The following is a 21,315-nucleotide window of genomic DNA, read 5'->3' on the forward strand; positions in this document are numbered from 1 at the left end:
TCAGGCGAACAGGCCGTGCAGGTACCAGCGCGCGCCTGGCTCGCGGTAGATCCAGCACAGCCGACCGTCGGCGGCCAGCGCGACGTGGTAGTCGCGCCGCACCAGCGCGCCGTCGTGCCAGCCGGTCTCGATGCGCTCGGCGCGGGTCAGCAGCCGCAGCGGCCGGCCCTGGTGCAGCGGCCGGTCGTGCTGCTCGGCCAGCAGCTCGGGCTCGGGCAGCAGCCAGGTCGGGCGCGGCGGGTCGGACGGCCGGGCGGGGGCGGGCTCACCGGGCGCGGCGGGCGTCGCAGGCTGGTCGGCGTCGACCCAGCGGTCGGCCTTCTCCGGCCGCGCGTCGGCCTGCAACTGCAGCCGGCGCACCCGGCCGCGGCCGAGCCGGGCCTGCAGCCGGTCGATCAGGCTGCCGTGCGCCAGCGCCTGGGTGCGCGCGTCCGGCCACAGCGCGACCGGCTGGCCGTGCTCGGGCACGCTGCGCAGCAGGCTCAGGCCGACCGCATCCACCGGCGCGGCCAGTTCGAGGCGCTGCAGGTGCTCGCGCAGCAGCGTGCGCAGGTGGACCGGGTCGCGGCTGGGACGGGCCAGGTCGAGGTCCAGCGTGAGGTCGGGCAGGTGGCGGCGCTGGCTGTACTCGTGGTGCAGGCTCAGGCGCAGGCCTTGCGCGGCCTGCCAGCGCCGGTGCAGCCAGCCGCACAGGGCCTGCAGCAGCGGCTCGGCGGCGGCCTCGATCGGGGCGACGCCGTCGGCCCGACCGGCCAGTTCCAGCCGCAGCGAGAAGGTCTCCGGCGGCTCGTGCAGCACGCGTGGATCGGGCCGGTCGCCCCAGGCGCGGTCGAGTGCGTCCAGCCAGGGCCCGGCCCCACGCCGCCGCAGCCCGGCGCGCGGCAGCCGGCGCAGCTCGTCGATGCGGCGCAGGCCCAGCGCCATCAGCATCGCGTCGGTACCGCCGTCGGCTCGATGCTCGGCCGGCACGCCCTGCTCGGCCAGCTGGCCCAGCGGCAGCGGTGCGATCAACCGGCGCGTGCGGGCCAGCGTGGCGCAGCGGCGATGCGGCGCACCGGGCCAGGCGCTGGCGGGCGACTGGGCCAGCAGCCGGGCGGCCAGCGGCGTCGCGGCCAGGCCCCAGGTGCGCTGCGGCAGGCCGCAGGCGGCGACCAGCGCGTCGGCTCGCCGCAGCAGCGCGCGCAGGCCGCCGAACAGGCGCAGGCTCGCATGCAGGTCCACCAGCAGCACCGGCGGATCGACCACCACGTGCGAGCTGAGCTGGCCCAGCGTCAGCGCCAGGCGTTCGAGCAGCGCGGCCTCGCGCATCGCGTCGCGCGCCAGCACCAGCGTCTGTGGCGCCAGGCCCTGCGCACTGCCCAGCCGCAGTCCCGCCCGCACGCCCAGCGCCTGCGCGGCGGCGTTGGCCTGGTGGACCAGCCGGCCGCGTGCGCCGTCGCCCTGCCAGACCAGCGCTGGCAGCACCACCCCGGGCGGCCAGGGCCCGAGCGCATCGAGCGAGAGCTGCGGCAGGTGCAGGCAGAGCCAGAGGGCGGGGAGCGGGGCGGGCATGGCGGCTTTCGGCGGATCGGGTGGACGGGGTGCGGCGGGCGGGTGCCCCGCCGGTCAGCCTTCGGCCAGCAGGTCCGGGGTGCCGGGCAGGCGCCGGCGCGCCGCAGCGGGTGCCGTCGGCACGGTGGGTGGCGCCGTCGGCAGGGCGCGATGCTGGGGCAGCGGCTGGCTCAGCCGATGAGCCAGCGCGGCGGCGAACTGCGGGCCGGTGTCGAGCAGCAGTGGGGCCTCCAGCGGCGGACCGCGACGCTTGAGGATGCGCAGCCGCAGCCGCGTCGGCTGCTCCGGGTCGACGCCGGCCTGCAGCCGCAGCGGCGCGGGCGTGCTGCGGCCGGCACGGGCGACCGGGCGCAGCACGAACAGCAGTGCCTCGCTGGCCTGCACGGCCAGGTGCAGCCGGCGCAGCGTGCCGGTGGACAGGGCGGCGGTGCGCTCGTCGCTCCACCAGAGCACGGCGGTGCGGGCGCTGTCGGCCGGAGCGGCGGGCGAGGCCGCGACGCCGGCGCGCTCGACGCTGCGCAGCGCCTGTTCGGCCGCCCAGGCCGCGTCGGCGTCGCTGGCCACGTCGATCCACAGGCCCTGCGCCAGGTCCAGCCCGAGCGCCCGCAGCGCCGGCCCGTGCGGCCGCAGCGGCGGCGCGATCGCGACCCAGCGCCCGCCGCTGCGCGCCAGTCCGGCCAGCAGCGGCCCGAGCAATCGCCACTCGCCGTGGCCGGGTTGGTCGAGCAGCAGCTCGGTCAGCGCCCCGACCGGCCAGCCGCCGCCCGGCAGCTGGGCGTCCAGCGCCTCATGTCCGCTGGCCAGCACCGGCCGGACCGCGTCGGCGATCCGGTCGGCGGCCCAGACCTGGCCGGCCAGCGCCGGATCGGTCCAGCCGGTCGGTTTCGGGGAAGAGGAGGAGGCCGCGGTCGGGTCGACCGGCGGTGGGCGCAAGGGGGTCACGGCGGCAGGGGCGGAAGGACACGTCGGCGGGAAGAGCCACGGAAGACTGTATGTTCATACAGCTTTTCAGGCGCTGCAAGCCGATTCCAGGGTCCATCGGGCGGGCCGTGTGATCTGCCCGCAGCGTGCGGCGGCAGAATGTGTCCGTCGGTCTCACGGATGCATGGCGTGTGGCCGGCTGTCCTGGCGCCGTGAGTCCCCACTTCGCCCAAAACGTCCGAACCGCCCGTTTCGCCGATGTCCTCTGTTGCTTCTTCGCCCGGCCAGCGTCCGGTCGTCGTCCGTTTTCCCGCCCTGGGCGACACCGTCTTGCTGACCACGCTGCTGAAGGCGCTGTCGCTGCGCCACGGCCAGCCGGTCGACCTGCTGGCGTCCGGGCCGTGGGTGAGGCCGCTGCTGCGCGGCAACCCGCACGTCGGCGACATCCACCTGATCTCGAGCCGGCGCGCGCCCTACTGGCTCACGCCCAGCCAGTGGTCGGCGGTGCGCTGGCTGCGCCAGCGCGAGGGCGCGCCGATCTATGACTGCGAGCGCGATCCGCATGCCCGCGCGCTGCTGGCGCGGGCCGTGCCCGACGAGCGCCGCTACCTGCGCGCCTGGGACCATGATCCGGGGCCGCAACTGCACTGGGTCGAATGGTGGTTGCAGATCGCCAACCTCAGCCCGCCCTTCCTGAGCGAGGCCGGCATCGCGCCGCCGCCGGTCGAGGCACCGGCGCTGACCGAACTGCACCTGCAGCCGGCCGACCTTGATGAGGCCCGCCAGTGGCTGGCCGCGCGTGGCCTGGCCGGCCAGCCCTTCGTGCTGATCCAGCCCGGTCACAAGAAGACCCACAAGCGTGGCCGGCTGGCCACCCAGCAGCATGCCAAGCACTGGCCGGCGTCGCACTGGGCGGCCGTCGCCGGCGGCATCGCCGCCGCGCTGCCGCAGGCGCGGGTGCTGGTCTGCGGCACCCGCCAGGAACAGGGGCTGGTGCAGGAGATCGTCGACGCGGCGGCCGAGCCTCGGGTGCTCAACATCGCCGGCGACCTGCCGATTCCGCGCCTGATGGCGCTGGCCTCGCTGGCGCACAGCATGGTCTCGGTCGACACCGGACCGGCCCACGTCGCCGCCGCCATGGACTGCCCGCTGGTGGTGCTGTTCAGCGCCTTCGGGGCGACCCGCTGGAAGCCCCGCGCGCCGCATGCCGACGTGATCGCCGTGGGCGCACAGGACGACGCCCAGATGCGCCTGGTCGACCTGCCGCCCGAGCCGGTGCTCGCGGCCTGGCGCTCGCTGAAGCCGCGCCAGATCGCGGCGCGCTGATCACCCAGGCCGGTCGTCCCGGATAATCACGGGTTTTGCGGTGCGCACCGCCAACCCGGCAGCGCGCGCCGCACGGAACACCACCGGACAGCACAAGGCTCAGAACCGCACCCATGGCCCAATACGTATTCACCATGAACCGCGTCGGCAAGATCGTGCCGCCGAAGCGGCAGATCCTGAAGGACGTCTCGCTGTCGTTCTTCCCCGGCGCGAAGATCGGCGTGCTGGGCCTGAACGGCTCGGGCAAGTCGACCCTGCTCAAGATCATGGCCGGCCTGGACAAGGACATCGAGGGCGAAGCCGTCGCGATGCCCGGCCTGCGCATCGGCTACCTGCCGCAGGAGCCCGAGCTGGACCCGAACGCCACCGTGCGCGAGGCGGTCGAGCAGGGCATCGGCGGCGTGCTGGCCGCCAAGCAGCGCCTGGAAGAGGTCTACGCGGCCTATGCCGAGGAGAACGCCGACTTCGACGCGCTGGCCGCCGAGCAGGCCGAGCTGGAGGCGGTGATCGCCGCGGCCGGCAGCGAGAACACCGAGATGCAGCTGGAGATCGCCGCCGACGCGCTGCGACTGCCGCCCTGGGACGCCAACATCGGCAAGCTCTCCGGCGGCGAGAAGCGCCGCGTCGCGCTGTGCCGGCTGCTGCTGTCCAAGCCCGACATGCTGCTGCTCGATGAGCCGACCAACCACCTGGACGCCGAGTCGGTCGAGTGGCTGGAGCAGTTCCTGGGTCGCTTTCCCGGCACCGTCGTGGCCATCACCCACGACCGCTACTTCCTCGACAACGCCGCCGAGTGGATCCTGGAACTGGACCGCGGTCGCGGCCTGCCCTACCAGGGCAACTACTCGACCTGGCTGGAGCAGAAGGAAAAGCGCCTGGAGCTGGAACAGCGCACCGAGGACGCCCGCACCAAGGCGATGAAGCTCGAACTGGAGTGGGTGCGCAAGAACGCCAAGGGCCGCCAGGCCAAGAGCAAGGCGCGCCTGGCCCGCTTCGAGGAGCTGAGCGACGTCGAATACCAGAAGCGCAACGAGACCAACGAGATCTTCATCCCGGTGGCCGAGCGCCTGGGCACCGAGGTGATCGAGTTCGAGAACGTCAGCAAGAGCTTTGGCGACCGCGTGCTGATCGACAACCTGAGCTTCAAGGTCCCGATGGGCGCCATCGTCGGCATCATCGGCCCGAACGGTGCCGGCAAGTCGACGCTCTTCCGCATGATCCAGGGCACCGAGACGCCCGACAGCGGCACCGTCAAGATCGGCAAGACCGTCAAGATGGCCTTCGTCGACCAGAGCCGCCAGTCGCTCGAGGGCGAGAAGACGGTCTGGGAAGACCTCTCGGGCGGTCTCGACAACCTGGTCATCGGCAAGTTCGTGATGCCCAGCCGCGCCTACATCGGCCGCTTCAACTTCAAGGGCAACGACCAGCAGAAGCTGGTCAAGAACCTGTCGGGCGGTGAACGGGGGCGCCTGCACCTGGCCAAGACGCTGGCGACCGGCGGCAACGTGCTGATGCTCGACGAGCCGTCCAACGACCTCGACGTCGAGACGCTGCGCGCGCTGGAAGACGCGCTGCTGGAGTTCGCCGGCTCGGCCATGGTCATCAGCCACGACCGCTGGTTCCTTGACCGCATCTGCACCCACATCCTGGCCTGCGAGGGCGACTCGCAGTGGTTCTTCTACCAAGGCAACTACCAGGAATACGAGGAAGACAAGAAGAAGCGCCTGGGCGAAGAAGGTGCGCGTCCGAAGCGGGTGCGCTACAAGGCCCTCAAGTAAGGCCATCGCCGGGCTTCCGTGTCCGTCGACGGTGCGCCGCGCACCGTTCTGCAGCCCTCGTGCGACAGGCTGCAGGGCCGGCGGCGCAGGTCGGAAAAAACGGTTAAATTGAATCGCAGCAACGCATCCGGAGCATCGTCATGAAGCAGATCACCGCGGTCATCAAGCCGTTCAAACTCGAGGAAGTGCGCGAGGCGCTGGCCGAGGTCGGCGTGACCGGCCTGACCGTCACCGAGGTCAAGGGCTTCGGTCGCCAGAAGGGCCACACCGAGCTCTACCGCGGCGCCGAGTACGTCGTCGACTTCCTGCCCAAGGTGAAGATCGAGGTGGTCGTGAAGACCGCCGACGTCGATCGCTGCCTGGAGGCCATCGTCAAGGCGGCCAAGACGGGCAAGATCGGCGACGGCAAGATCTTCGTGACGCCGGTCGAGCAGGTCGTGCGCATCCGCACCGGCGAGACCGACGAGCAGGCGATCTGACGCGCTGAGGGCGTTTCCTGCCGCACGGCGCCAGTCCACTTGTCGTGGCTGGCGCTTTTTGCTGTCTGGCGCGCAGGGCGCAGCTTGCTCAGATCCGGCGGTAGTGGCCGGCCTGGCCGGTGCTGTCGACGGCCAGCCGGTCGAGCAGGCGCTCGGCGTCGTCCTCGACGACCAGCATGCCGGCCTGTTCGGCCGAGACGAAGCCCTCGGCCTGGGTCCGCTGCATGAAGTCCAGCAGCGGCTGCCAGTAGCCGGCGACCTCCAGCAGCGCAACCGGCTTGTCGTGGTAGCCGAGGTGGCGCCAGGTCCAGACCTCAAACAGTTCCTCGAGCGTGCCGATGCCGCCAGGCAACGCGACGAAGGCGTCGGAAGCCTCGGCCATGCGCTGCTTGCGCGCATGCATGGTGTCGACGACGTGGAGTTCCTGCAGGCCGCGGTGGCCGACCTCGCGGCGCATCAGCGAGTCGGGAATGACACCGCAGACCTGCCCACCAGCGGCGAGCGCCGCATCGGCGACCTGTCCCATCAGGCCGACGTTGCCGCCGCCGTAGACCAGCCGCCAGCCGCGTCGAGCGATGGCCGTGCCGAGCGCCCGTGCGGCGTCGGCGTAGGCGTCCTGCGCGCCCAGGCGCGATCCGCAGTAGACGCAGATGCTGAAGGGGCGGGCGGGGCTCATCGGTCGGTCCTCAGACCATGAAGCGCTGCCACAGCGCCGAGGCCCAGATGCCACCGCACAGCAGCAGCGCCAGCATGACGGCGGCGCTGCCAAAGTCCTTGGCGAGCTTGGACAGGTCGTGCAGCTCGAAGGAGATGCGGTCGATCGCGGCCTCGATGGCCGAGTTCAGCAGCTCCACGATCATCACCAGCACGATGCTGCCGGCCAGCAGCGCGATCTCGACCCAGCCCCGGCCGAGCCAGAAGGCCGCCGGGATCAGCGCGAGCGCCAGGACGGTCTCCTGGCGGAAGGCGCTTTCGTTGCGGAAGGCGGTGCGCAGACCGCTCCAGGAATAGCCCGCGGCATGGATGACGCGATCAAGGCCAGTGCGGCCCTTGTGGGGATTCGACATGGGGTGCGATTGTGCCAGCGGGTATCCGGTCATCCGGCCTGGCACCGGGCCCGCGTCAGCCTGTCTTCAGCGCCTGGCCGGACGCGGTGGCGGCGTGCGGCGGACCAGCTCGGTGCCGCAGATCACGTCGTGCAGGAACTGCCGTCCCGGCAGCACCTTGCTGAGCGCGGCATAGGCCAGCACGCCGACCGTGAGGGCGCTCCAGAACCCACCCGAACCCTGCGCCAGGCCGGTCAGCCAGACGAACAGCAGCGCCGGCAGGAACCACAGCCAGCTGGTGACGTAGCGCAGCGCGGCGCGCGGCAGGCCAAGCGGCGCACCGCCGGCTCGGCGCAGCTGCAGGTGCCAGGTCTTCATCGCCAGCGTCTGCCCGCCGTGGGTCCAGAAGCCGATGAAGTACAGGCCGAGCACGAGGAAGAGGTAGAGCTGGAACTCGTGCCGGCCCTGCAGCGCATGGCGCTGGTTGGTCAGCGCGGCATAGGGGATGGAGGCGGCCATCAGCACGCCGAAGAGCAGCACGCCCTCGTAAACCATCGCCGCGAGACGGCGGCGCAGCGGCGGGATGTCGGCGTGGCCGGTGTCGTCTGGCGAACCGGCACCGTGCCGACCCTGTTCAGGGCCGGTCTTGTCGAGGACGCCGCTCATGGCTGGCGGCTGGCGGCGGCGGCCGGTGGGACGGCCTTGCGTGCCGGCTCGATCGCGGCGCCCTGCGGGCCGCGCTGTGGCAGCAGCGTGGTGCTGTCGATGAACCCGGGCGTCGCGGCGATCTTTGGCAGGCCGGGTTGCTGGTGGCGCGGCGGCAGGGCGCCTTGCGTGATCGGGCGGGTGCTGGCGCCGACGGGCGCCTTGACGGTGCCGGGTCCGACCGGCTGCGGCTTGCCGCTGGGCTGCGGCGCCTGGGCGCTCTTGGTCGCGGCGGGCTCGATGCGGGCGGGCGGGCGGGCCGTGTCGGCTGCGGCCGGGCGCTGCTCGGCCTGCTTGAGCAGGGCCTCGCGCTGTTCGGTCGGCAGCGACTGGTAGGCGTCCCAGCGGGCCTGGCGTTCGCTGGCCGGCACCTGGCGGACCTGCTCGAACTGCAACCGCGCGGCATTGCGCTGGGCCGGCGACATGGCGGCCCATTCGGCCATGCGCGAGGTGGTGCGGGCCTGCTGGTCGGCCGTCATGGCGGGAAATCGCTCGGCGATGTCGCGCCACTTCTGCTTGCGCACGGCGTCGATCGTGCCCCACTGCTCCTTGAGCGGCTGCAGCGTCTGCTGTTCGCGGGCGCTCAGTTCGGACCAGGCCGGATTGCCCAGCACCTGTGCCTGCGCCAGCGCGCTCAGGCTGCCGCCGAGCACGAGGGCGAGCAGCCAGCGGTGGGCGGCTCCGGGTGTGCGGGTCGGACGGATCGTGGTCATGGACGAAGGGGAGTCGGGCAGGGCGGCGTGCCTCATTCGCGCATGTCGTCGGCAGTGGTCGCGGCAACCGGTTCGGCCGCCGCGTCCAGCGGATGGCCGGCCTGCGGCTCAAGCAGGAACTCGACGAAGCCCGGATCGGTGAAGGCCGCCGGCGGCAGGTCATCGCCCAGCAGCGCGCTGTCGATGTCGGCGGTCGTGGCGATCTGCTCGCGCTCGCGCCAGTGGCTGATGAACAGCAGGCCGATCAGCAGCAGCAGGATGGGCACCAGCTTGCCCAGCGCAGCCAGGCGAGGCGGCCGGTTCTCGGGGGCGGCGTCGGGCCAGTGCATCGCGGCGCTGCCGTTGCCAACCATCACGACCTCGTCGGCCGCAGCAGTTGTCTGTGCCATCTTGAGACGGCGAGCGGCGGCGCGCTCGAGCGCCTGCTGGCGCGCCACGCGAAGGCGCTCGGTCACGTCATGGGGAAGTGTCTGCGAGCCCTCGTTCAGGCGCGCGGTGACGCGCAGGCCGAAACGGGCCTCGAGGGCTTCGGCCTCGAGGGGGTAGGCGGATCGGAGGATCGGACCGGAGTTCACAGCGAGATTCCCTTGAGCTTCAATGCCTTGGCCAATGCATGAACGGCCCGCGAGCAATGCGTCTTCACGCTTCCCTCGGAGCAGCCCATCGCGGTCGCCGTTTCGGCAACATCCATTTCTTCCCAGTAACGAAGCAGGAAGGCCTCGCGTTGACGCGTGGGCAGCTTCGCGATCTCGTCCTCGATCAGATGGAAGGTCTGGGTCCGTTCGGCGGTGTCGGCCGAACTCTCCACGCGGTGCGAACCGGACTGGTCGGCCAGCATCTCCAGGATGTCGAAGTCGCCGTCGCTGCCGGCGGGTTCGAAGTCGGAGAAGACCGTGAGCACCCCGCGCCGCACCTTCTGGTGGCGGAACCAGTCCATCGTCGCGTTGGACAGGATGCGCTGGAAAAGCAAGGGCCATTCCGCCGGCGGCCGGTCGGCATAGCGCTCGGCCAGCCGGATCATGGCGTCCTGCACGATGTCCAGGGCAGCGTCGTCGTCACGGACCGCATAGACGGTGCGTTTGAAGGCGCGCTTCTCGATGCTCTGGAGGAAGTCGGACAGTTCCAGTTCGGCGGCCAAGTGTGCGGGGCCGGATGGCCGTGTCATGTCGACTTGGATTATGGCACCGGGCTGGGGCGGGACCGCACCGGGAGGCAGCGGCGGAGGGCCGCTTCCGGCGAGATGCCATAATTCACGGTTCCGCACACGTGCGGACCTGGTCACTTCGCTCGCCCGACCCCGGGTGACGCCGATTTCTGACCGCGCAGGCCCTGATTCCGCTCCACGAGAGCGAGTGCCCGTTTTGACGTAGGGCGCGCGAGGAGGGGCACCGTTCGATTTTCGTCAGAGAAAACCCGAAAGGTTCGACATGGACATGTCTGCAGCGGAACACAAGCGTGCCGCATCGGCACAAGCCTCCCGCGACTCCTCTTCCACGCCCGAGCTCAACGGCTCGGACATCCTCGTTCGCTGCCTCCAGGCAGAGAACGTCAAGTACATCTGGGGCTACCCGGGTGGCGCGGTCCTCTACATCTACGACGCGCTCTACAAGCAGGAAACCATCCAGCATGTGCTCGTGCGCCATGAGCAGGCTGCGGTGCATGCCGCCGACGGCTACGCCCGTGCGACCGGCGACGTGGGCGTCGCGCTCGTGACCTCGGGTCCGGGCGTCACGAATGCCATCACCGGCATCGCGACGGCCTACATGGACTCGATCCCGATGGTCATCATCACCGGCCAGGTCCCGACCCCGGCGATCGGCCTGGATGCCTTCCAGGAGTGCGACACCGTCGGCATCACGCGCCCCATCGTCAAGCACAACTTCCTGGTCAAGGACGTGCGCGACCTGGCGCTGACGCTGAAGAAGGCCTTCCACATCGCCCGCACCGGCCGTCCCGGTCCGGTCGTGGTCGACATCCCGAAGGACGTCTCGCTGAACAAGACCTCGTTCAGCTACCCCGAGACGGTCGAGATGCGCTCCTACAACCCGGTGCGCAAGGGCCACGGCGGCCAGATCCGCAAGGCCGTGCAGCTGCTGTTGGGCGCCAAGCGTCCGTACATCTACACCGGCGGTGGCGTGATCCTTGGCAACGCCGCGCCAGAACTGCGCGAGCTCGCCGACCTGCTCGGCTACCCGGTCACCAACACGCTGATGGGTCTGGGCGCGTTCCCGTCGACCGATCCGCGCTTCCTGGGCATGCTGGGCATGCACGGCACCTACGAAGCCAACATGACGATGCAGCACTGCGATGTGCTGATCGCCATCGGCGCACGCTTCGATGACCGCGTGATCGGCAACCCGAAGCACTTCGCCTCGGTCGAACGCAAGATCATCCACATCGACATCGACCCGTCCTCGATCTCCAAGCGCGTCAAGGTCGACATCCCCATCGTCGGCGACGTCAAGGACGTGCTGCAGGAACTGATCAGCCAGATCCGCGAGACCCAGCAACGCGCCGAGCCCGCCGCGATCAATGCCTGGTGGGCGCAGATCAACGAGTGGCGCAAGACCGAGTGCCTGAACTACAAGAAGTCGGACGAGGTCATCAAGCCCCAGTCGGTCGTCGAGAAGCTGTGGGAGCTGACCCGTGGCACCGAGACCTACGTCACCTCCGACGTCGGTCAGCACCAGATGTGGGCGGCGCAGTTCTACCGCTTCGACGAGCCGCGTCGCTGGATCAACTCCGGCGGCCTGGGCACGATGGGCGTGGGACTGCCCTACGCGATGGGCATCAAGCTCGCCAAGCCGGATGCAGACGTGTTCTGCATCACCGGCGAGGGCTCGATCCAGATGAACATCCAGGAGCTCTCGACCTGCCAGCAGTACAACACGCCGGTCAAGATCATCGCGCTCAACAACCGCTACCTGGGCATGGTGCGCCAGTGGCAGCAGCTGGACTACAGCGGCCGCTACTCGCACAGCTACATGGACGCGCTGCCCGACTTCGTCAAGCTGGCCGAGGCCTACGGCCACATCGGCCTGAAGATCGAGAAGCCGTCCGAGGTCGAGCCGGCGCTGAAGGAACTGCTCCGCCTGAAGGACCGCACCGTCTTCCTCGACGTGCGCACCGATCCGACCGAGAACGTCTGGCCGATGGTCAAGGCGGGCAAGGGCATCAGCGAGATGCTGCTGGGATCCGAAGAGCTCTGACTGGCTGGCCAGCGGCGCGCTCGCGGCGGCCACACGCCGCGCGCGACGCGCTGCGGGCGGCGGTCCGCGCACATCCATGAACCGACCCGTTGAATGGCCTGCACGAGGTCCGCAGTTACCGTTGCGGACGGAGGTGCCGGCCTGGAGACCGACATGAAACACATCATTGCCCTGCTGCTCGAGAACGAGGCTGGTGCGCTGTCCCGCGTGGTGGGCCTGTTCTCGGCCCGCGGCTACAACATCGAGAGCCTGACGGTCGCCCCGACCGAGGATGCCTCGCTGTCGCGCATGACCATCGTCACGCACGGTTCGGACGAGGTGATCGAGCAGATCACCAAGCACCTGAACCGGTTGATCGAGGTCGTGAAGGTGGTCGACCTGACCGAAGGCCAGTACACCGCCCGCGAACTCATGCTGATCAAGCTGCGCGCCGTCGGCAAGGAGCGCGAGGAGATCAAGCGCATGGCCGACATCTTCCGCGGCCGCATCATCGACGTCACCGACAAGACCTACACGATCGAGCTGACCGGCGATGCCGACAAGCTCGACGCGTTCATCCAGGCGGTCGACCGCACGGCGATCCTCGAGACGGTGCGCACCGGCTCCAGCGGCATCGGCCGCGGCGAGCGCATCCTCCGAGTCTGACGTTTCCAACCCACGGCGCGCGGCCACGTGGCCCGCGTCGGTCCCCCCAGGGGGACGGGGACCGCAGCCAGTTGCCGCGGTTCCTGAAACCCGTTCACTTCCCCCGCATTTCCAGGAGAAACCCATGAAGGTCTATTACGACAAGGACGCCGATCTGAGCCTGATCAAGGGCAAGAACGTCACCATCATCGGCTACGGCTCGCAAGGCCATGCCCACGCCCAGAACCTGAACGATTCGGGCGTGAAGGTCACGGTCGGTCTGCGCAAGGGCGGCGCGTCCTGGTCGAAGGCCGAGAAGGCCGGCCTCCAGGTCGCCGAGATCGCCGATGCGGTCAAGAGCGCCGACGTCGTGATGATCCTGCTGCCCGACGAGCAGATCGCCGCCGTCTACAACGCCGAAGTTGGCCCGAACCTGAAGGAGGGCGCTTCGCTGGCCTTCGCCCACGGCTTCAACGTGCACTACGGCCAGGTCGTTCCGCGCGAGGACGTCGACGTCTGGATGGTGGCTCCGAAGGCCCCCGGCCACACCGTGCGCAACACCTACACCCAGGGCGGCGGCGTGCCCCACCTGATCGCTGTCCACCAGGACAAGACCGGCAAGGCCCGTGACCTGGCCCTGAGCTACGCGGCGGCCAACGGCGGCGGCAAGGCCGGCATCATCGAGACCAACTTCCGCGAAGAGACCGAGACCGACCTGTTCGGCGAGCAGGCCGTGCTGTGCGGCGGCACCGTCGAGCTGATCAAGGCGGGCTTCGAGACGCTGGTGGAAGCCGGCTACGCCCCCGAGATGGCCTACTTCGAGTGCCTGCACGAGCTCAAGCTGATCGTCGACCTGATCTACGAGGGCGGCATCGCGAACATGAACTACTCGATCTCCAACAACGCGGAGTACGGCGAGTACGTGACCGGCCCGCGCGTGGTGACCGAGGACACCAAGAACGCGATGCGTCAGTGCCTGAAGGACATCCAGACCGGCGAATACGCCAAGAGCTTCATCCTGGAAAACCGCGCCGGCGCGCCCACGCTGCTGAGCCGCCGTCGCCTGACCGCCGATCACCAGATCGAGCAGGTCGGCGAGAAGCTGCGCGCGATGATGCCGTGGATCAAGGCCAACAAGCTGGTCGACAAGAGCCGCAACTGATGCCGCAGGCGGTGCCCGCAAGGGCGCCGTCCGCCGCTTCGCGAGAGGTCCTGCAGGACCCTGGGGCCGCCTTCGGGCGGCCCTTTTCGTGAGTTATTCTCAAGCCCATGAACCCCGCTGAACTGCCCGAAGAAGGCATCGACGACGACGATCCGCAGCCGCCCGTGCGCCCCCGGCGCAAGGGCATCTACGTGCTGCCCAACCTGTTCACGCTGGCCGCGCTGTTCGGTGGCTTCTACGCGATCGTGATGGCGATGAACGGCCGCTTCGACCTGGCCGCCGCCGGCGTCTTCTGCGCCATGGTGCTCGACAGCCTGGACGGCCGCGTCGCGCGCATGACCAACACGCAGAGTGCCTTCGGCGAGCAGATGGACAGCCTGTCGGACATGGTCAGCTTCGGCGCCGCGCCGGCCCTGATCGTCTACGAGTGGGCCCTCAAGGGCCTGGGCAAGGCCGGCTGGGTGGCGGCCTTCGTCTACTGCGCTGCGGCCGCGCTGCGGCTGGCCCGCTTCAACACCAACATCGGCGTGGTCGACAAGCGCTTCTTCCAGGGCCTGCCCAGTCCGGCGGCGGCGGCCATCGTGATCGGCTTCATCTGGGTGCTCGACGACATGGGCTTCCGGGGCGTGCGCGAGATGCCCGGCATCACCTGGACGGCCTTCGCGCTGACGCTCTACGCCGGTCTGACGATGGTCACCAACGTGCCTTTCTACAGCTTCAAGGACGTCGGCCTCAAGCGCAGCGTGCCTTTCGTGGTGATCGTCGCCATCGCGCTGGCCATCGCCGTGATCAACCTGCATCCGCCGCTGGTGCTGTTCGGCCTGTTCATGGTCTACGGCGTCTCGGGCTACGTGGTCTACGGCATCCGCAAGTCGCGCGGCAAGCCGGTCAGCGTGATCGCCACGTCGACCGACGAGCCCGACGAAAAAGGCCTGCACCACTGAGAACCCCGTGGCGATCGGCCTTCCCGGCCTGTGCTACATTGAAATCACCATGAAGACATTGACCCCGATCTGCGCCCTTGCGCTGCTACCAGGCACCCCGACACGGGTGCGCTGATCGATCACGTCCATTCTTCGTCCGGATCAACGGCCCGTCTTGCGCAACGCAGCGGGCCGTTTTCTTTTGTCTTTCAGGTCCTGACATCCCCGGCGCGGCGTTGCATTCCCACCCTTCCTGGAGTCCCCGATGAGCATGCTCAAGAACCCCGCCGCCAAGTACCGTCCGACGCCTCCGGTGGCGCTGTCCGACCGCCGTTGGCCTGACCGCGTCATCAGCGCCGCGCCGCGCTGGCTCAGCACCGACCTGCGCGACGGCAACCAGGCGCTGATCGAGCCGATGGACGTGGCGCGCAAGCTGCGGATGTTCGAGGCCCTGGTGGCGATCGGCTTCAAGGAGATCGAGATCGGCTTCCCGTCTGCCTCGCAGGCCGACTTCGATTTCGTGCGCTGCCTGATCGAGCAAGACCGCATCCCCGCCGACGTGACCATCCAGGTGCTGACCCCCGCCCGCGCGCACCTGATCGAGCGCACCTTCGAGTCGCTGCAGGGCGCGCGCGGCGCCATCGTCCACCTCTACAACGCGACCGCGCCCATCATGAGGCGGGTGGTCCTCGGGCTGGACGTCGACGGCATCGTCGAACTCGCCACCAGCCATGCCGCGATGCTGCGGGAACAGGCCGCGCGCCAGCCAGGCACGCGCTGGACCTTCCAGTATTCGCCCGAGATGTTCTCCAACACCGAACTCGAGGTCGCGCGCCGGGTGGTCGACGCGGTCACGGCGGTCTGGAACGCCAGCCCGGCGCAGCCCTGCATCATCAACCTGCCGTCGACGGTCGAGAACTGCACGCCCAACGTGTTCGCCGACATGGTCGAGTGGATGGACCGCCACCTCGCGCGCCGCGACGGCATCGTGCTGTGCGTGCACCCGCACAACGACCGCGGGACCGGAACCGCCTCGGCCGAACTGGCCCTCATGGCGGGCGCCGACCGGGTCGAAGGTTGCCTGTTCGGCAACGGCGAGCGCACCGGCAACCTCGACCTGGTCAACGTCGCGCTCAACCTCTACACCCAGGGCGTGTCGCCTGGCCTGGACTTTTCCGACATCGACGCGATCCGTCGAACGGTCGAGTTCTGCAACCAGATTCCCGTCCACCCGCGCCATCCCTATGTCGGCGAGCTGGTCTACACGTCCTTCTCGGGTTCGCACCAGGACGCGATCAAGAAGGCCTTCGCAGCCCGCCGCGACGGCGAGGCCTGGGACATGCCCTATCTGCCGATCGACCCGAAGGACCTCGGCCGCAGCTACGAGGCCGTGATCCGCGTCAACAGCCAGTCCGGCAATGGCGGCATCAGCTACCTGCTTGAGACCGAATACGGCCTCGAACTCCCGCGCCGCCTGCAGATCGAGTTCAGCCAGCAGGTCCAGGCGGTGATGGACGTGCAGGGCAAGGAGCTGTCGGCCGGCGACCTCTGGCAGTTGTTCGACGAGGTCTACGGCCTGGTAGCGGTCGATGCCGCGATGCCGCAGCCGGCCCAGGTCGACGATGCCGGCGACGGCAGCGTGCGCCTGCGGGCGCGCATCGGCGGCGTCCTGGCGGCCGACGGCGCGCCACGGGTGCTGGCCGGTGCCGGCAACGGCCCGGTCGACGCCTTCGTGCAGGCACTGACCGAGTCCGGCGGCGAGCGCATCGAGGTGCTCGACTACCATGAACATTCGATCGGCAGCGGGGCGCAGGCGCGCGCCGCCGCCTATGTGGAACTGCGGGTGGGCACGCGCGTGCTGTTCGGCGTCGGCATCGACGCCAACATCGTCAGCGCCTCGATCAAGGCGGTGCTGTCGGGCTGGCAGCGCGCCCTGAACGCGGGCTCCGACAGCCCCGCCCCGACGACCACCGCCTGACCCGACGACCTCCAGGAGACCCGCCATGAGCGAACAACTCATCATCTTCGACACCACGCTGCGCGACGGCGAACAGTCCCCCGGCGCGTCGATGACGCGCGACGAGAAGCTGCGCATCGCGCGCCAGCTGGAGCGACTCAAGGTGGACGTGATCGAGGCCGGTTTTGCCGCCTCGTCCAACGGCGACTTCGAGGCGGTCAAGGCCATCGCTGACGTCATCAAGGACTCGACGATCTGTTCGCTGGCCCGTGCCAACGACCGCGACATCGGCCGTGCGGCCGAAGCGCTCAAGGGTGCCAACCGGGCGCGCATCCACACCTTCATCGCCACCAGCGAACTCCACATGGAGAAGAAGCTGCGCATGACCCGCGAGCAGGTGCTTGAACAGGCCCGGCTGGCGGTACGCTTCGCCCGCAACCTGTGTGGCGACATCGAGTTCTCGCCCGAGGATGGCTACCGCTCGGACCCGGACTTCCTCTGCCGCGTGCTCGAGGCCGTGATCGACGAGGGCGCGACCACGCTGAACATCCCCGACACGGTCGGCTACGCCATCCCCGAGCTGTACGGCAACTTCATCCGGACGCTGCGCGAGCGCGTGCCCAACTCCGACAAGGCGATCTGGAGCGTGCACTGCCACAACGACCTCGGCATGGCCGTGGCCAACTCGCTGGCCGGCGTCAAGATCGGCGGCGCGCGTCAGGTCGAATGCACCATCAACGGCCTGGGCGAGCGGGCCGGCAACTGCTCGCTCGAAGAGGTCGTCATGGCGGTGCGCACCCGGCGCGACCACTTCGGGCTGGACGTCCGGGTGGACGCGACCCAGATCGTGCCGGCGTCGCGCATGGTGGCCCAGACCACCGGCTTCGTGGTCCAGCCCAACAAGGCGGTGGTCGGCGCGAACGCCTTCGCGCATGCTTCGGGCATCCACCAGGACGGCGTGCTCAAGGCCCGCGACACCTACGAGATCATGCGGGCCGAGGACGTGGGCTGGAGCGCCAACAAGATCGTGCTGGGCAAGCTCTCGGGCCGCAATGCCTTCAAGCAGCGGCTGCAGGACCTGGGCGTCGCGCTGGAATCCGAGGCCGAGATCAACGCGGCCTTCCTGCGCTTCAAGGACCTGGCCGACCGCAAGAGCGAGATCTTCGACGAGGACATCCTCGCGCTGGTCAGCGACGAGGAGAGCGACCAGAAGACCGAGCACTACCGGCTGCTGGCGCTGTCGCAACGCTCCGAGATGGGCGAGCGTCCGCATGCGAGCGTGGCCTTCGCGGCCGGCGAGGTCGAGCACCATGCCGAGTCCGACGGCAATGGCCCGGTCGACGCCAGCATCAAGGCGATCGAGTCGCGCTTGGCCACGGGCGCCGAGCTGCTGCTGTACTCGGTCAACGCGATCACCTCGGGCAGCACCGAGTCGCAGGGCGAGGTGACCGTGCGGCTGCAGCTGGGCGGGCGCATCGTCAATGGTGTCGGTGCCGATCCGGACATCGTGGTCGCATCGGCCAAGGCCTACCTGGCCGCGCTGAACAAGCTGCACAGCAAGGCCGAACGCGTCGCAGCCCAGGGCTGAACGCACGCCCCGGTCGTTCTGGAGCGAGGTGCCTGACGCCTGTCCCCGGTTCCCGGGGGGTCTGCGGAGTACAGGGCAATTTCCTGATTTCTTCGATAAATCAAGACGTTGCCCCGATTGAGCGATTCTCATAGACTGTGTTGAGTTGTATCTCCGCGTCACCTTTCGGCCTGGTCTGACGAGCCCGGTCCGAACCGCCGGTTCCGCCGGCACCGGGTGCGCGAAGACCCGTCCTCCCTTTCCCGAGATCGCTTCCGATGTCCGCCTTCAAGCCCCTGCGCTGGTCCCCCTCCGTCCTGTCCTGGCCTGGCGCGACGCGCTGGCTGACCATCGGACTGACCGCAGCCGGCCTGCTCCTGGCCGGCCAGGCGGAGGCGGCGCAAGGCAGCAACGCCAAGCGCGTGCGGCCGGAAGTCCGCGCCAAGTCCTCCAAGGTCGTGACGCAGCGTCGCGTCGTGCGCGCCCGTGCAACGGTTGCCGACCCGGTCTCGGTGGGTCGCAGCGCCGGCCTGCAGCACACCAGCGATCCGCTGGCACTGAAGTCCAACGTCGCCTTCGTGATGGACCAGGACACCTCCGAGGTCCTGTTCAGCAAGAACCCGCAGGCCGTGTTGCCGATCGCCTCGCTGACCAAGCTGATGACGGCGATGGTGGTGGTCGAGTCCGGGGCCTCGCTCGACGACGAGCTCGAGATCACCACCGCCGACATCGACACCGAGAAGGGCAGCTCCTCGCGCCTGGCCGTCGGGACCCGCCTGACCCGCGGCGAGATGCTGCACCTGGCGCTGATGTCGTCCGAGAACCGTGCCGCCAACGCGCTGGGCCGTCACCATCCGGGGGGGCTGGGCGAGTTCGTCAAGGCGATGAACTTCCGCGCTGCCTCGCTGGGCATGTCCGACACCCGCTACGTCGAGCCGACCGGCCTGTCGAGCCAGAACCGTTCCAGTGCGCCGGACCTGGCCCGGCTGGTCGGTGCCGCCTACGAATACCCGCTGCTGCGCCAGTTCTCGACCACCCCGGATGCGGAGGTCGACATCGGTCGCCGCACGGTCCAGTTCAACAACACCAACCGGCTGGTGCGCAACCCGAACTGGGAGATCGGCCTGCAGAAGACCGGGTACATCGCCGAAGCCGGGCGCTGCCTCGTCATGCAGGCGCAGATGGCTGGCCGCAAGCTGATCATGGTGTTCCTGGATTCGGCCGGCAAGTATTCGCGCCTGGGCGACGCCGAGCGCGTGCGCCAGTGGATCGAGCATGACCATGAGCTGGCGGCGCGCTCGAATGCGCGTCCGCTGCGCTGAGGCCGGTCGCTCACCGCGCGGCAGTCCTCCGCCGTCTTCCGCATCAAGCCGGCACGTGAGGCCGGCTTTTTCACGCCCGATTTTCTTGCGTCCGGACCGCGTTCAGCCGGCCTGGTAGCCGAGCGCCTTGGAGATCTGGCTGGCGGTCTCGCGCAGGCGCTCGCTCCAGCCTTCCTCGAGCCGGTCCGCCGGCGCTGAGATCGACAGTCCTGCGACCAGCTTGCCCTGGTCGTCGTAGATGCCGGCGGCCATGCAGCGCACGCCCAGTTCGAGTTCCTCGTTGTCCCGCGCCAGCGTGGTCTGGCGCACCTTCGCCAGCTCGCGTTCGAGCATCGCCAGGTCGGTCAGGCTGTTGCGGGTGTGGCCGGCCAGTCCCGTCCGGGCGGCATAGGCGCGCACCCGCTGCGGGTCGTCCTGGGCCAGGAACAGCTTGCCCACCGACGTCAGGTGCAGGGGCGCCCGACCGCCGACGGCGCGCACGACCTGCATGCCGGAACGCTCGGAGTAGGTCCGCTCGATGTAGACGATCTCGTCGCCCTGCCGCACCGAGAGGTTGACAGGCTGGTGCGTGACCTTGTGCAGATCCCGCATCGGCCCGAGGGCGGCGTCGCGCACGTCCAGCCGGGCCTTGACGAGGTTGCCCAGCTCCAGCAGGCGCATGCCGAGCCGGTAGCTGCCGGCCTCGGGCCGTTCGACGAAGCGACCGGCGGCGAGGTCGTTGAGGATGCGGTGCGCGGTCGACGGGTGCAGGCCGGTATGCTCGCTGACCTGCTTGAGCGACACCGGGTCCCGGTGCGCCGCCAGCACGTCCAGCAGCAGGAAGGTTCGTTCAAGGACCTGGATCGTCGGCGTCTGGCCGTCCTTCTTCGTCATGACTGCCCTCTTGAATCGCAGAAGCTATTTTTGCATGGCGAAACGTGCTTTGTCAGCGTTCACGGCTGCCGTGCTGGTCGGCTGCGCCGCTCTTCCCGCTTGCGCCCAGCCTTCGGCCGCGACCCCTGCGGCGTCGAACACGGCGGTGCCGGTCCCGGCGATGCAGGTTCCGCGTGTCTTCGGGCGGCTGCATGCGTCGCAGATCGGGTTGGTGATCAATGAGGGCGATCCCTATTCGGTGGCCGTCGGCGAACACTATCTCGAACGCCGCCAGCTCGCGCCCGAGCAGGTCCTCCGGGTCGACCTTCCGGTGCAGGCGCAGCTCTCGCCGGCCGATCTGGCTCAGCTGAAGGCACGCATCGATGCCCGCTTCGGACCGCAGATCCAGGCGCTGGCGCTGGCCTGGAACCGCCCTTATGCGGTCGGCTGCCTGTCGATCACCGGTGCGCTGGCCTTCGGGGCCGACGAGGCGCTGTGCCGCAACACCTGTGGGCGTGCCAGCGCGGCCTCGTCCTACTTCAACTCGGCCTCCAGCCAGCCGCTGAAGGACCACGGCTGGCGTCCGTCCATGCTGCTGGCCTCCGGCAGCGTCGAGGCCGCCCGTCGACTGATCGACCGGGGCGTCGCGTCCGACGGCCAGCTCGGGCTGCGCGGCAGCCCGCCGGCCCAGGCCTGGTTCCTGTCGACCGGCGACGGCGCTCGCAACGTCCGCGCGGCGCTCTTTCCGCCGTCCGCGACGGTGCCCCAGCTGGCGCTGCAGGTCGAGTCGACGACCGGCGACCTGCCGCGTCCGGGGCGTCGCGTGATGCTGGTCCAGACCGGCCTGGCGGTGCTGCCGGCCGGGCTGGAGGCGATCGACTGGGTGCCGGGCGCGCTGGCCGATCACCTGACGTCCTTCGGCGGTCTGCTCGATGCGGTGGGCGGCCAGACGCCGGCGACGGCCTGGCTCGATGCGGGTGCGACGGCGAGCTACGGCAGCGTCAGCGAGCCCTGCAACCACCTGCAGAAGTTCCCCCATCCCCAGGTGCTGCTGCTGCACTATCTGCAGGGACAGACCGCCATCGAGGCCTACTGGAAGAGCGTCGCCTGGCCGCAGCAGGGCGTGTTCGTGGGCGAGCCGCTGGCCGCTCCGTTCGCTCGCCGCTGACGGCGGAACGCT

Annotated in this window: 20 protein-coding genes; 11 read left to right on the top strand and 9 right to left on the bottom strand. The window is 69.5% G+C overall.

The annotated features are described in order from the left end of the window. Complete coding sequence (locus Q8X39_RS05600) at positions 1 to 1,551, bottom strand: Y-family DNA polymerase (protein ID WP_305748650.1); 1,551 nt, start codon at positions 1,549 to 1,551, stop codon at positions 1 to 3. A 54-nt stretch (positions 1,552 to 1,605) separates the two neighbouring features. Next, entirely contained in the window at positions 1,606 to 2,493 is an 888-nt protein-coding gene (gene imuA, locus Q8X39_RS05605; RefSeq protein WP_305748651.1) for a translesion DNA synthesis-associated protein ImuA, read from the bottom strand. A gap of 237 nt (positions 2,494 to 2,730) precedes the next feature. On the opposite strand from imuA, the gene Q8X39_RS05610 reads away from it, so the two are divergent. The 3 genes from Q8X39_RS05610 to Q8X39_RS05620 all read left to right on the top strand — a co-directional run bounded on the left by Q8X39_RS05610 (position 2,731) and on the right by Q8X39_RS05620 (position 6,055). Beyond that, positions 2,731 to 3,798 carry a glycosyltransferase family 9 protein gene (locus Q8X39_RS05610; RefSeq protein ID WP_305748652.1) on the top strand — a complete coding sequence of 356 codons (1,068 nt, stop codon included), beginning with the start codon at positions 2,731 to 2,733 and terminating at the stop codon, positions 3,796 to 3,798. A gap of 113 nt (positions 3,799 to 3,911) precedes the next feature. After that, on the top strand, positions 3,912 to 5,576 hold the full coding sequence (gene ettA / locus Q8X39_RS05615) for an energy-dependent translational throttle protein EttA (RefSeq protein ID WP_305748653.1): 1,665 nt from the start codon (positions 3,912 to 3,914) through the stop codon (positions 5,574 to 5,576). 140 nt (positions 5,577 to 5,716) lie between these two features. Next, positions 5,717 to 6,055, top strand: a complete 339-nt coding sequence (locus Q8X39_RS05620) for a P-II family nitrogen regulator (RefSeq protein ID WP_305748654.1) — start codon at positions 5,717 to 5,719, stop codon at positions 6,053 to 6,055. Positions 6,056 to 6,143: 88 nt separating this feature from the next. Here the strand turns inward: Q8X39_RS05620 and Q8X39_RS05625 are convergent, their stop codons facing one another. The 6 genes from Q8X39_RS05625 to Q8X39_RS05650 all read right to left on the bottom strand — a co-directional run bounded on the left by Q8X39_RS05625 (position 6,144) and on the right by Q8X39_RS05650 (position 9,657). Continuing rightward, positions 6,144 to 6,731, bottom strand: coding sequence for an LOG family protein (locus tag Q8X39_RS05625; protein WP_305748655.1), 588 nt, complete (start codon positions 6,729 to 6,731; stop codon positions 6,144 to 6,146). A 10-nt stretch (positions 6,732 to 6,741) separates the two neighbouring features. Continuing rightward, a complete protein-coding gene (locus tag Q8X39_RS05630; protein ID WP_305748656.1) occupies positions 6,742 to 7,122 on the bottom strand; it encodes a diacylglycerol kinase in 381 nt (126 codons plus the stop codon). 66 nt (positions 7,123 to 7,188) lie between these two features. Next, the gene (locus Q8X39_RS05635; RefSeq protein WP_305748657.1) at positions 7,189 to 7,767 is read right to left on the bottom strand and encodes an RDD family protein; all 579 of its coding nucleotides are present in this window, start codon (positions 7,765 to 7,767) and stop codon (positions 7,189 to 7,191) included. Beyond that, the gene (locus Q8X39_RS05640; protein WP_305748658.1) at positions 7,764 to 8,519 is read right to left on the bottom strand and encodes a DUF3106 domain-containing protein; all 756 of its coding nucleotides are present in this window, start codon (positions 8,517 to 8,519) and stop codon (positions 7,764 to 7,766) included. The genes Q8X39_RS05635 and Q8X39_RS05640 overlap by 4 nt, the downstream gene beginning before the upstream one ends. Before the next feature lie 32 nt (positions 8,520 to 8,551). Then, positions 8,552 to 9,094, bottom strand: coding sequence for a DUF3619 family protein (locus tag Q8X39_RS05645; protein ID WP_305748659.1), 543 nt, complete (start codon positions 9,092 to 9,094; stop codon positions 8,552 to 8,554). Further along, positions 9,091 to 9,657 carry an RNA polymerase sigma factor gene (locus Q8X39_RS05650; RefSeq protein WP_305748660.1) on the bottom strand — a complete coding sequence of 189 codons (567 nt, stop codon included), beginning with the start codon at positions 9,655 to 9,657 and terminating at the stop codon, positions 9,091 to 9,093. Before Q8X39_RS05650 ends, Q8X39_RS05645 begins: the two co-directional genes overlap by 4 nt. A gap of 289 nt (positions 9,658 to 9,946) precedes the next feature. Between Q8X39_RS05650 and Q8X39_RS05655 the strand changes: the two genes are divergently transcribed. From Q8X39_RS05655 to pbpG, 7 genes are all read left to right on the top strand, one after another. Then, complete coding sequence (locus Q8X39_RS05655; protein WP_305748661.1) at positions 9,947 to 11,728, top strand: acetolactate synthase 3 catalytic subunit; 1,782 nt, start codon at positions 9,947 to 9,949, stop codon at positions 11,726 to 11,728. A 153-nt stretch (positions 11,729 to 11,881) separates the two neighbouring features. Then, entirely contained in the window at positions 11,882 to 12,373 is a 492-nt protein-coding gene (ilvN, locus tag Q8X39_RS05660; protein ID WP_305748662.1) for an acetolactate synthase small subunit, read from the top strand. A 124-nt stretch (positions 12,374 to 12,497) separates the two neighbouring features. Further along, positions 12,498 to 13,514: a ketol-acid reductoisomerase gene (ilvC, locus tag Q8X39_RS05665; protein ID WP_305748663.1), complete on the top strand. Its 1,017-nt coding sequence runs from the start codon at positions 12,498 to 12,500 to the stop codon at positions 13,512 to 13,514. A 107-nt stretch (positions 13,515 to 13,621) separates the two neighbouring features. Beyond that, the gene (pssA, locus tag Q8X39_RS05670) at positions 13,622 to 14,458 is read left to right on the top strand and encodes a CDP-diacylglycerol--serine O-phosphatidyltransferase (RefSeq protein WP_305748664.1); all 837 of its coding nucleotides are present in this window, start codon (positions 13,622 to 13,624) and stop codon (positions 14,456 to 14,458) included. Between the two features lie 250 nt (positions 14,459 to 14,708). Then, positions 14,709 to 16,415: a 2-isopropylmalate synthase gene (gene leuA, locus Q8X39_RS05675; RefSeq protein ID WP_305748780.1), complete on the top strand. Its 1,707-nt coding sequence runs from the start codon at positions 14,709 to 14,711 to the stop codon at positions 16,413 to 16,415. A 25-nt stretch (positions 16,416 to 16,440) separates the two neighbouring features. Next, positions 16,441 to 17,982 (top strand): 2-isopropylmalate synthase, encoded by a 1,542-nt coding sequence (locus tag Q8X39_RS05680; protein WP_305748665.1) that lies wholly within the window; start codon positions 16,441 to 16,443, stop codon positions 17,980 to 17,982. Positions 17,983 to 18,239: 257 nt separating this feature from the next. Next, the gene (pbpG, locus tag Q8X39_RS05685; RefSeq protein ID WP_305748666.1) at positions 18,240 to 19,283 is read left to right on the top strand and encodes a D-alanyl-D-alanine endopeptidase; all 1,044 of its coding nucleotides are present in this window, start codon (positions 18,240 to 18,242) and stop codon (positions 19,281 to 19,283) included. A 102-nt stretch (positions 19,284 to 19,385) separates the two neighbouring features. On the opposite strand, the gene Q8X39_RS05690 is transcribed toward pbpG, so the two are convergent. Then, the gene (locus Q8X39_RS05690; protein ID WP_305748667.1) at positions 19,386 to 20,156 is read right to left on the bottom strand and encodes an IclR family transcriptional regulator; all 771 of its coding nucleotides are present in this window, start codon (positions 20,154 to 20,156) and stop codon (positions 19,386 to 19,388) included. A 160-nt stretch (positions 20,157 to 20,316) separates the two neighbouring features. On the opposite strand from Q8X39_RS05690, the gene Q8X39_RS05695 reads away from it, so the two are divergent. Further along, positions 20,317 to 21,303, top strand: a complete 987-nt coding sequence (locus Q8X39_RS05695; RefSeq protein WP_305748668.1) for a TIGR03790 family protein — start codon at positions 20,317 to 20,319, stop codon at positions 21,301 to 21,303. Positions 21,304 to 21,315: the final 12 nt, after the last annotated feature.

It is taken from the genome of Leptothrix discophora, assembly GCF_030705305.1.
Taxonomy (GTDB): domain Bacteria; phylum Pseudomonadota; class Gammaproteobacteria; order Burkholderiales; family Burkholderiaceae_C; genus Sphaerotilus; species Sphaerotilus discophorus.

Bases quoted from the DNA above. Each gene is read 5' to 3' on its own strand.
- Q8X39_RS05620 (WP_305748654.1), top strand. From the start codon at position 5,717: ATGAAGCAGATCACCGCGGTCATCAAGCCGTTCAAACTCGAGGAAGTG.
- Q8X39_RS05630 (WP_305748656.1), bottom strand. From the start codon at position 7,122: ATGTCGAATCCCCACAAGGGCCGCACTGGCCTTGATCGCGTCATCCAT.
- Q8X39_RS05690 (WP_305748667.1), bottom strand. From the start codon at position 20,156: ATGACGAAGAAGGACGGCCAGACGCCGACGATCCAGGTCCTTGAACGA.
- Q8X39_RS05655 (WP_305748661.1), top strand. From the start codon at position 9,947: ATGGACATGTCTGCAGCGGAACACAAGCGTGCCGCATCGGCACAAGCC.
- Q8X39_RS05680 (WP_305748665.1), top strand. From the start codon at position 16,441: ATGAGCGAACAACTCATCATCTTCGACACCACGCTGCGCGACGGCGAA.
- Q8X39_RS05695 (WP_305748668.1), top strand. From the start codon at position 20,317: ATGCAGGTTCCGCGTGTCTTCGGGCGGCTGCATGCGTCGCAGATCGGG.
- pbpG (WP_305748666.1), top strand. From the start codon at position 18,240: ATGTCCGCCTTCAAGCCCCTGCGCTGGTCCCCCTCCGTCCTGTCCTGG.
- ilvC (WP_305748663.1), top strand. From the start codon at position 12,498: ATGAAGGTCTATTACGACAAGGACGCCGATCTGAGCCTGATCAAGGGC.
- pssA (WP_305748664.1), top strand. From the start codon at position 13,622: ATGAACCCCGCTGAACTGCCCGAAGAAGGCATCGACGACGACGATCCG.
- Q8X39_RS05610 (WP_305748652.1), top strand. From the start codon at position 2,731: ATGTCCTCTGTTGCTTCTTCGCCCGGCCAGCGTCCGGTCGTCGTCCGT.
- leuA (WP_305748780.1), top strand. From the start codon at position 14,709: ATGCTCAAGAACCCCGCCGCCAAGTACCGTCCGACGCCTCCGGTGGCG.
- Q8X39_RS05640 (WP_305748658.1), bottom strand. From the start codon at position 8,519: ATGACCACGATCCGTCCGACCCGCACACCCGGAGCCGCCCACCGCTGG.
- Q8X39_RS05625 (WP_305748655.1), bottom strand. From the start codon at position 6,731: ATGAGCCCCGCCCGCCCCTTCAGCATCTGCGTCTACTGCGGATCGCGC.
- ilvN (WP_305748662.1), top strand. From the start codon at position 11,882: ATGAAACACATCATTGCCCTGCTGCTCGAGAACGAGGCTGGTGCGCTG.
- Q8X39_RS05600 (WP_305748650.1), bottom strand. From the start codon at position 1,551: ATGCCCGCCCCGCTCCCCGCCCTCTGGCTCTGCCTGCACCTGCCGCAG.
- ettA (WP_305748653.1), top strand. From the start codon at position 3,912: ATGGCCCAATACGTATTCACCATGAACCGCGTCGGCAAGATCGTGCCG.
- Q8X39_RS05635 (WP_305748657.1), bottom strand. From the start codon at position 7,767: ATGAGCGGCGTCCTCGACAAGACCGGCCCTGAACAGGGTCGGCACGGT.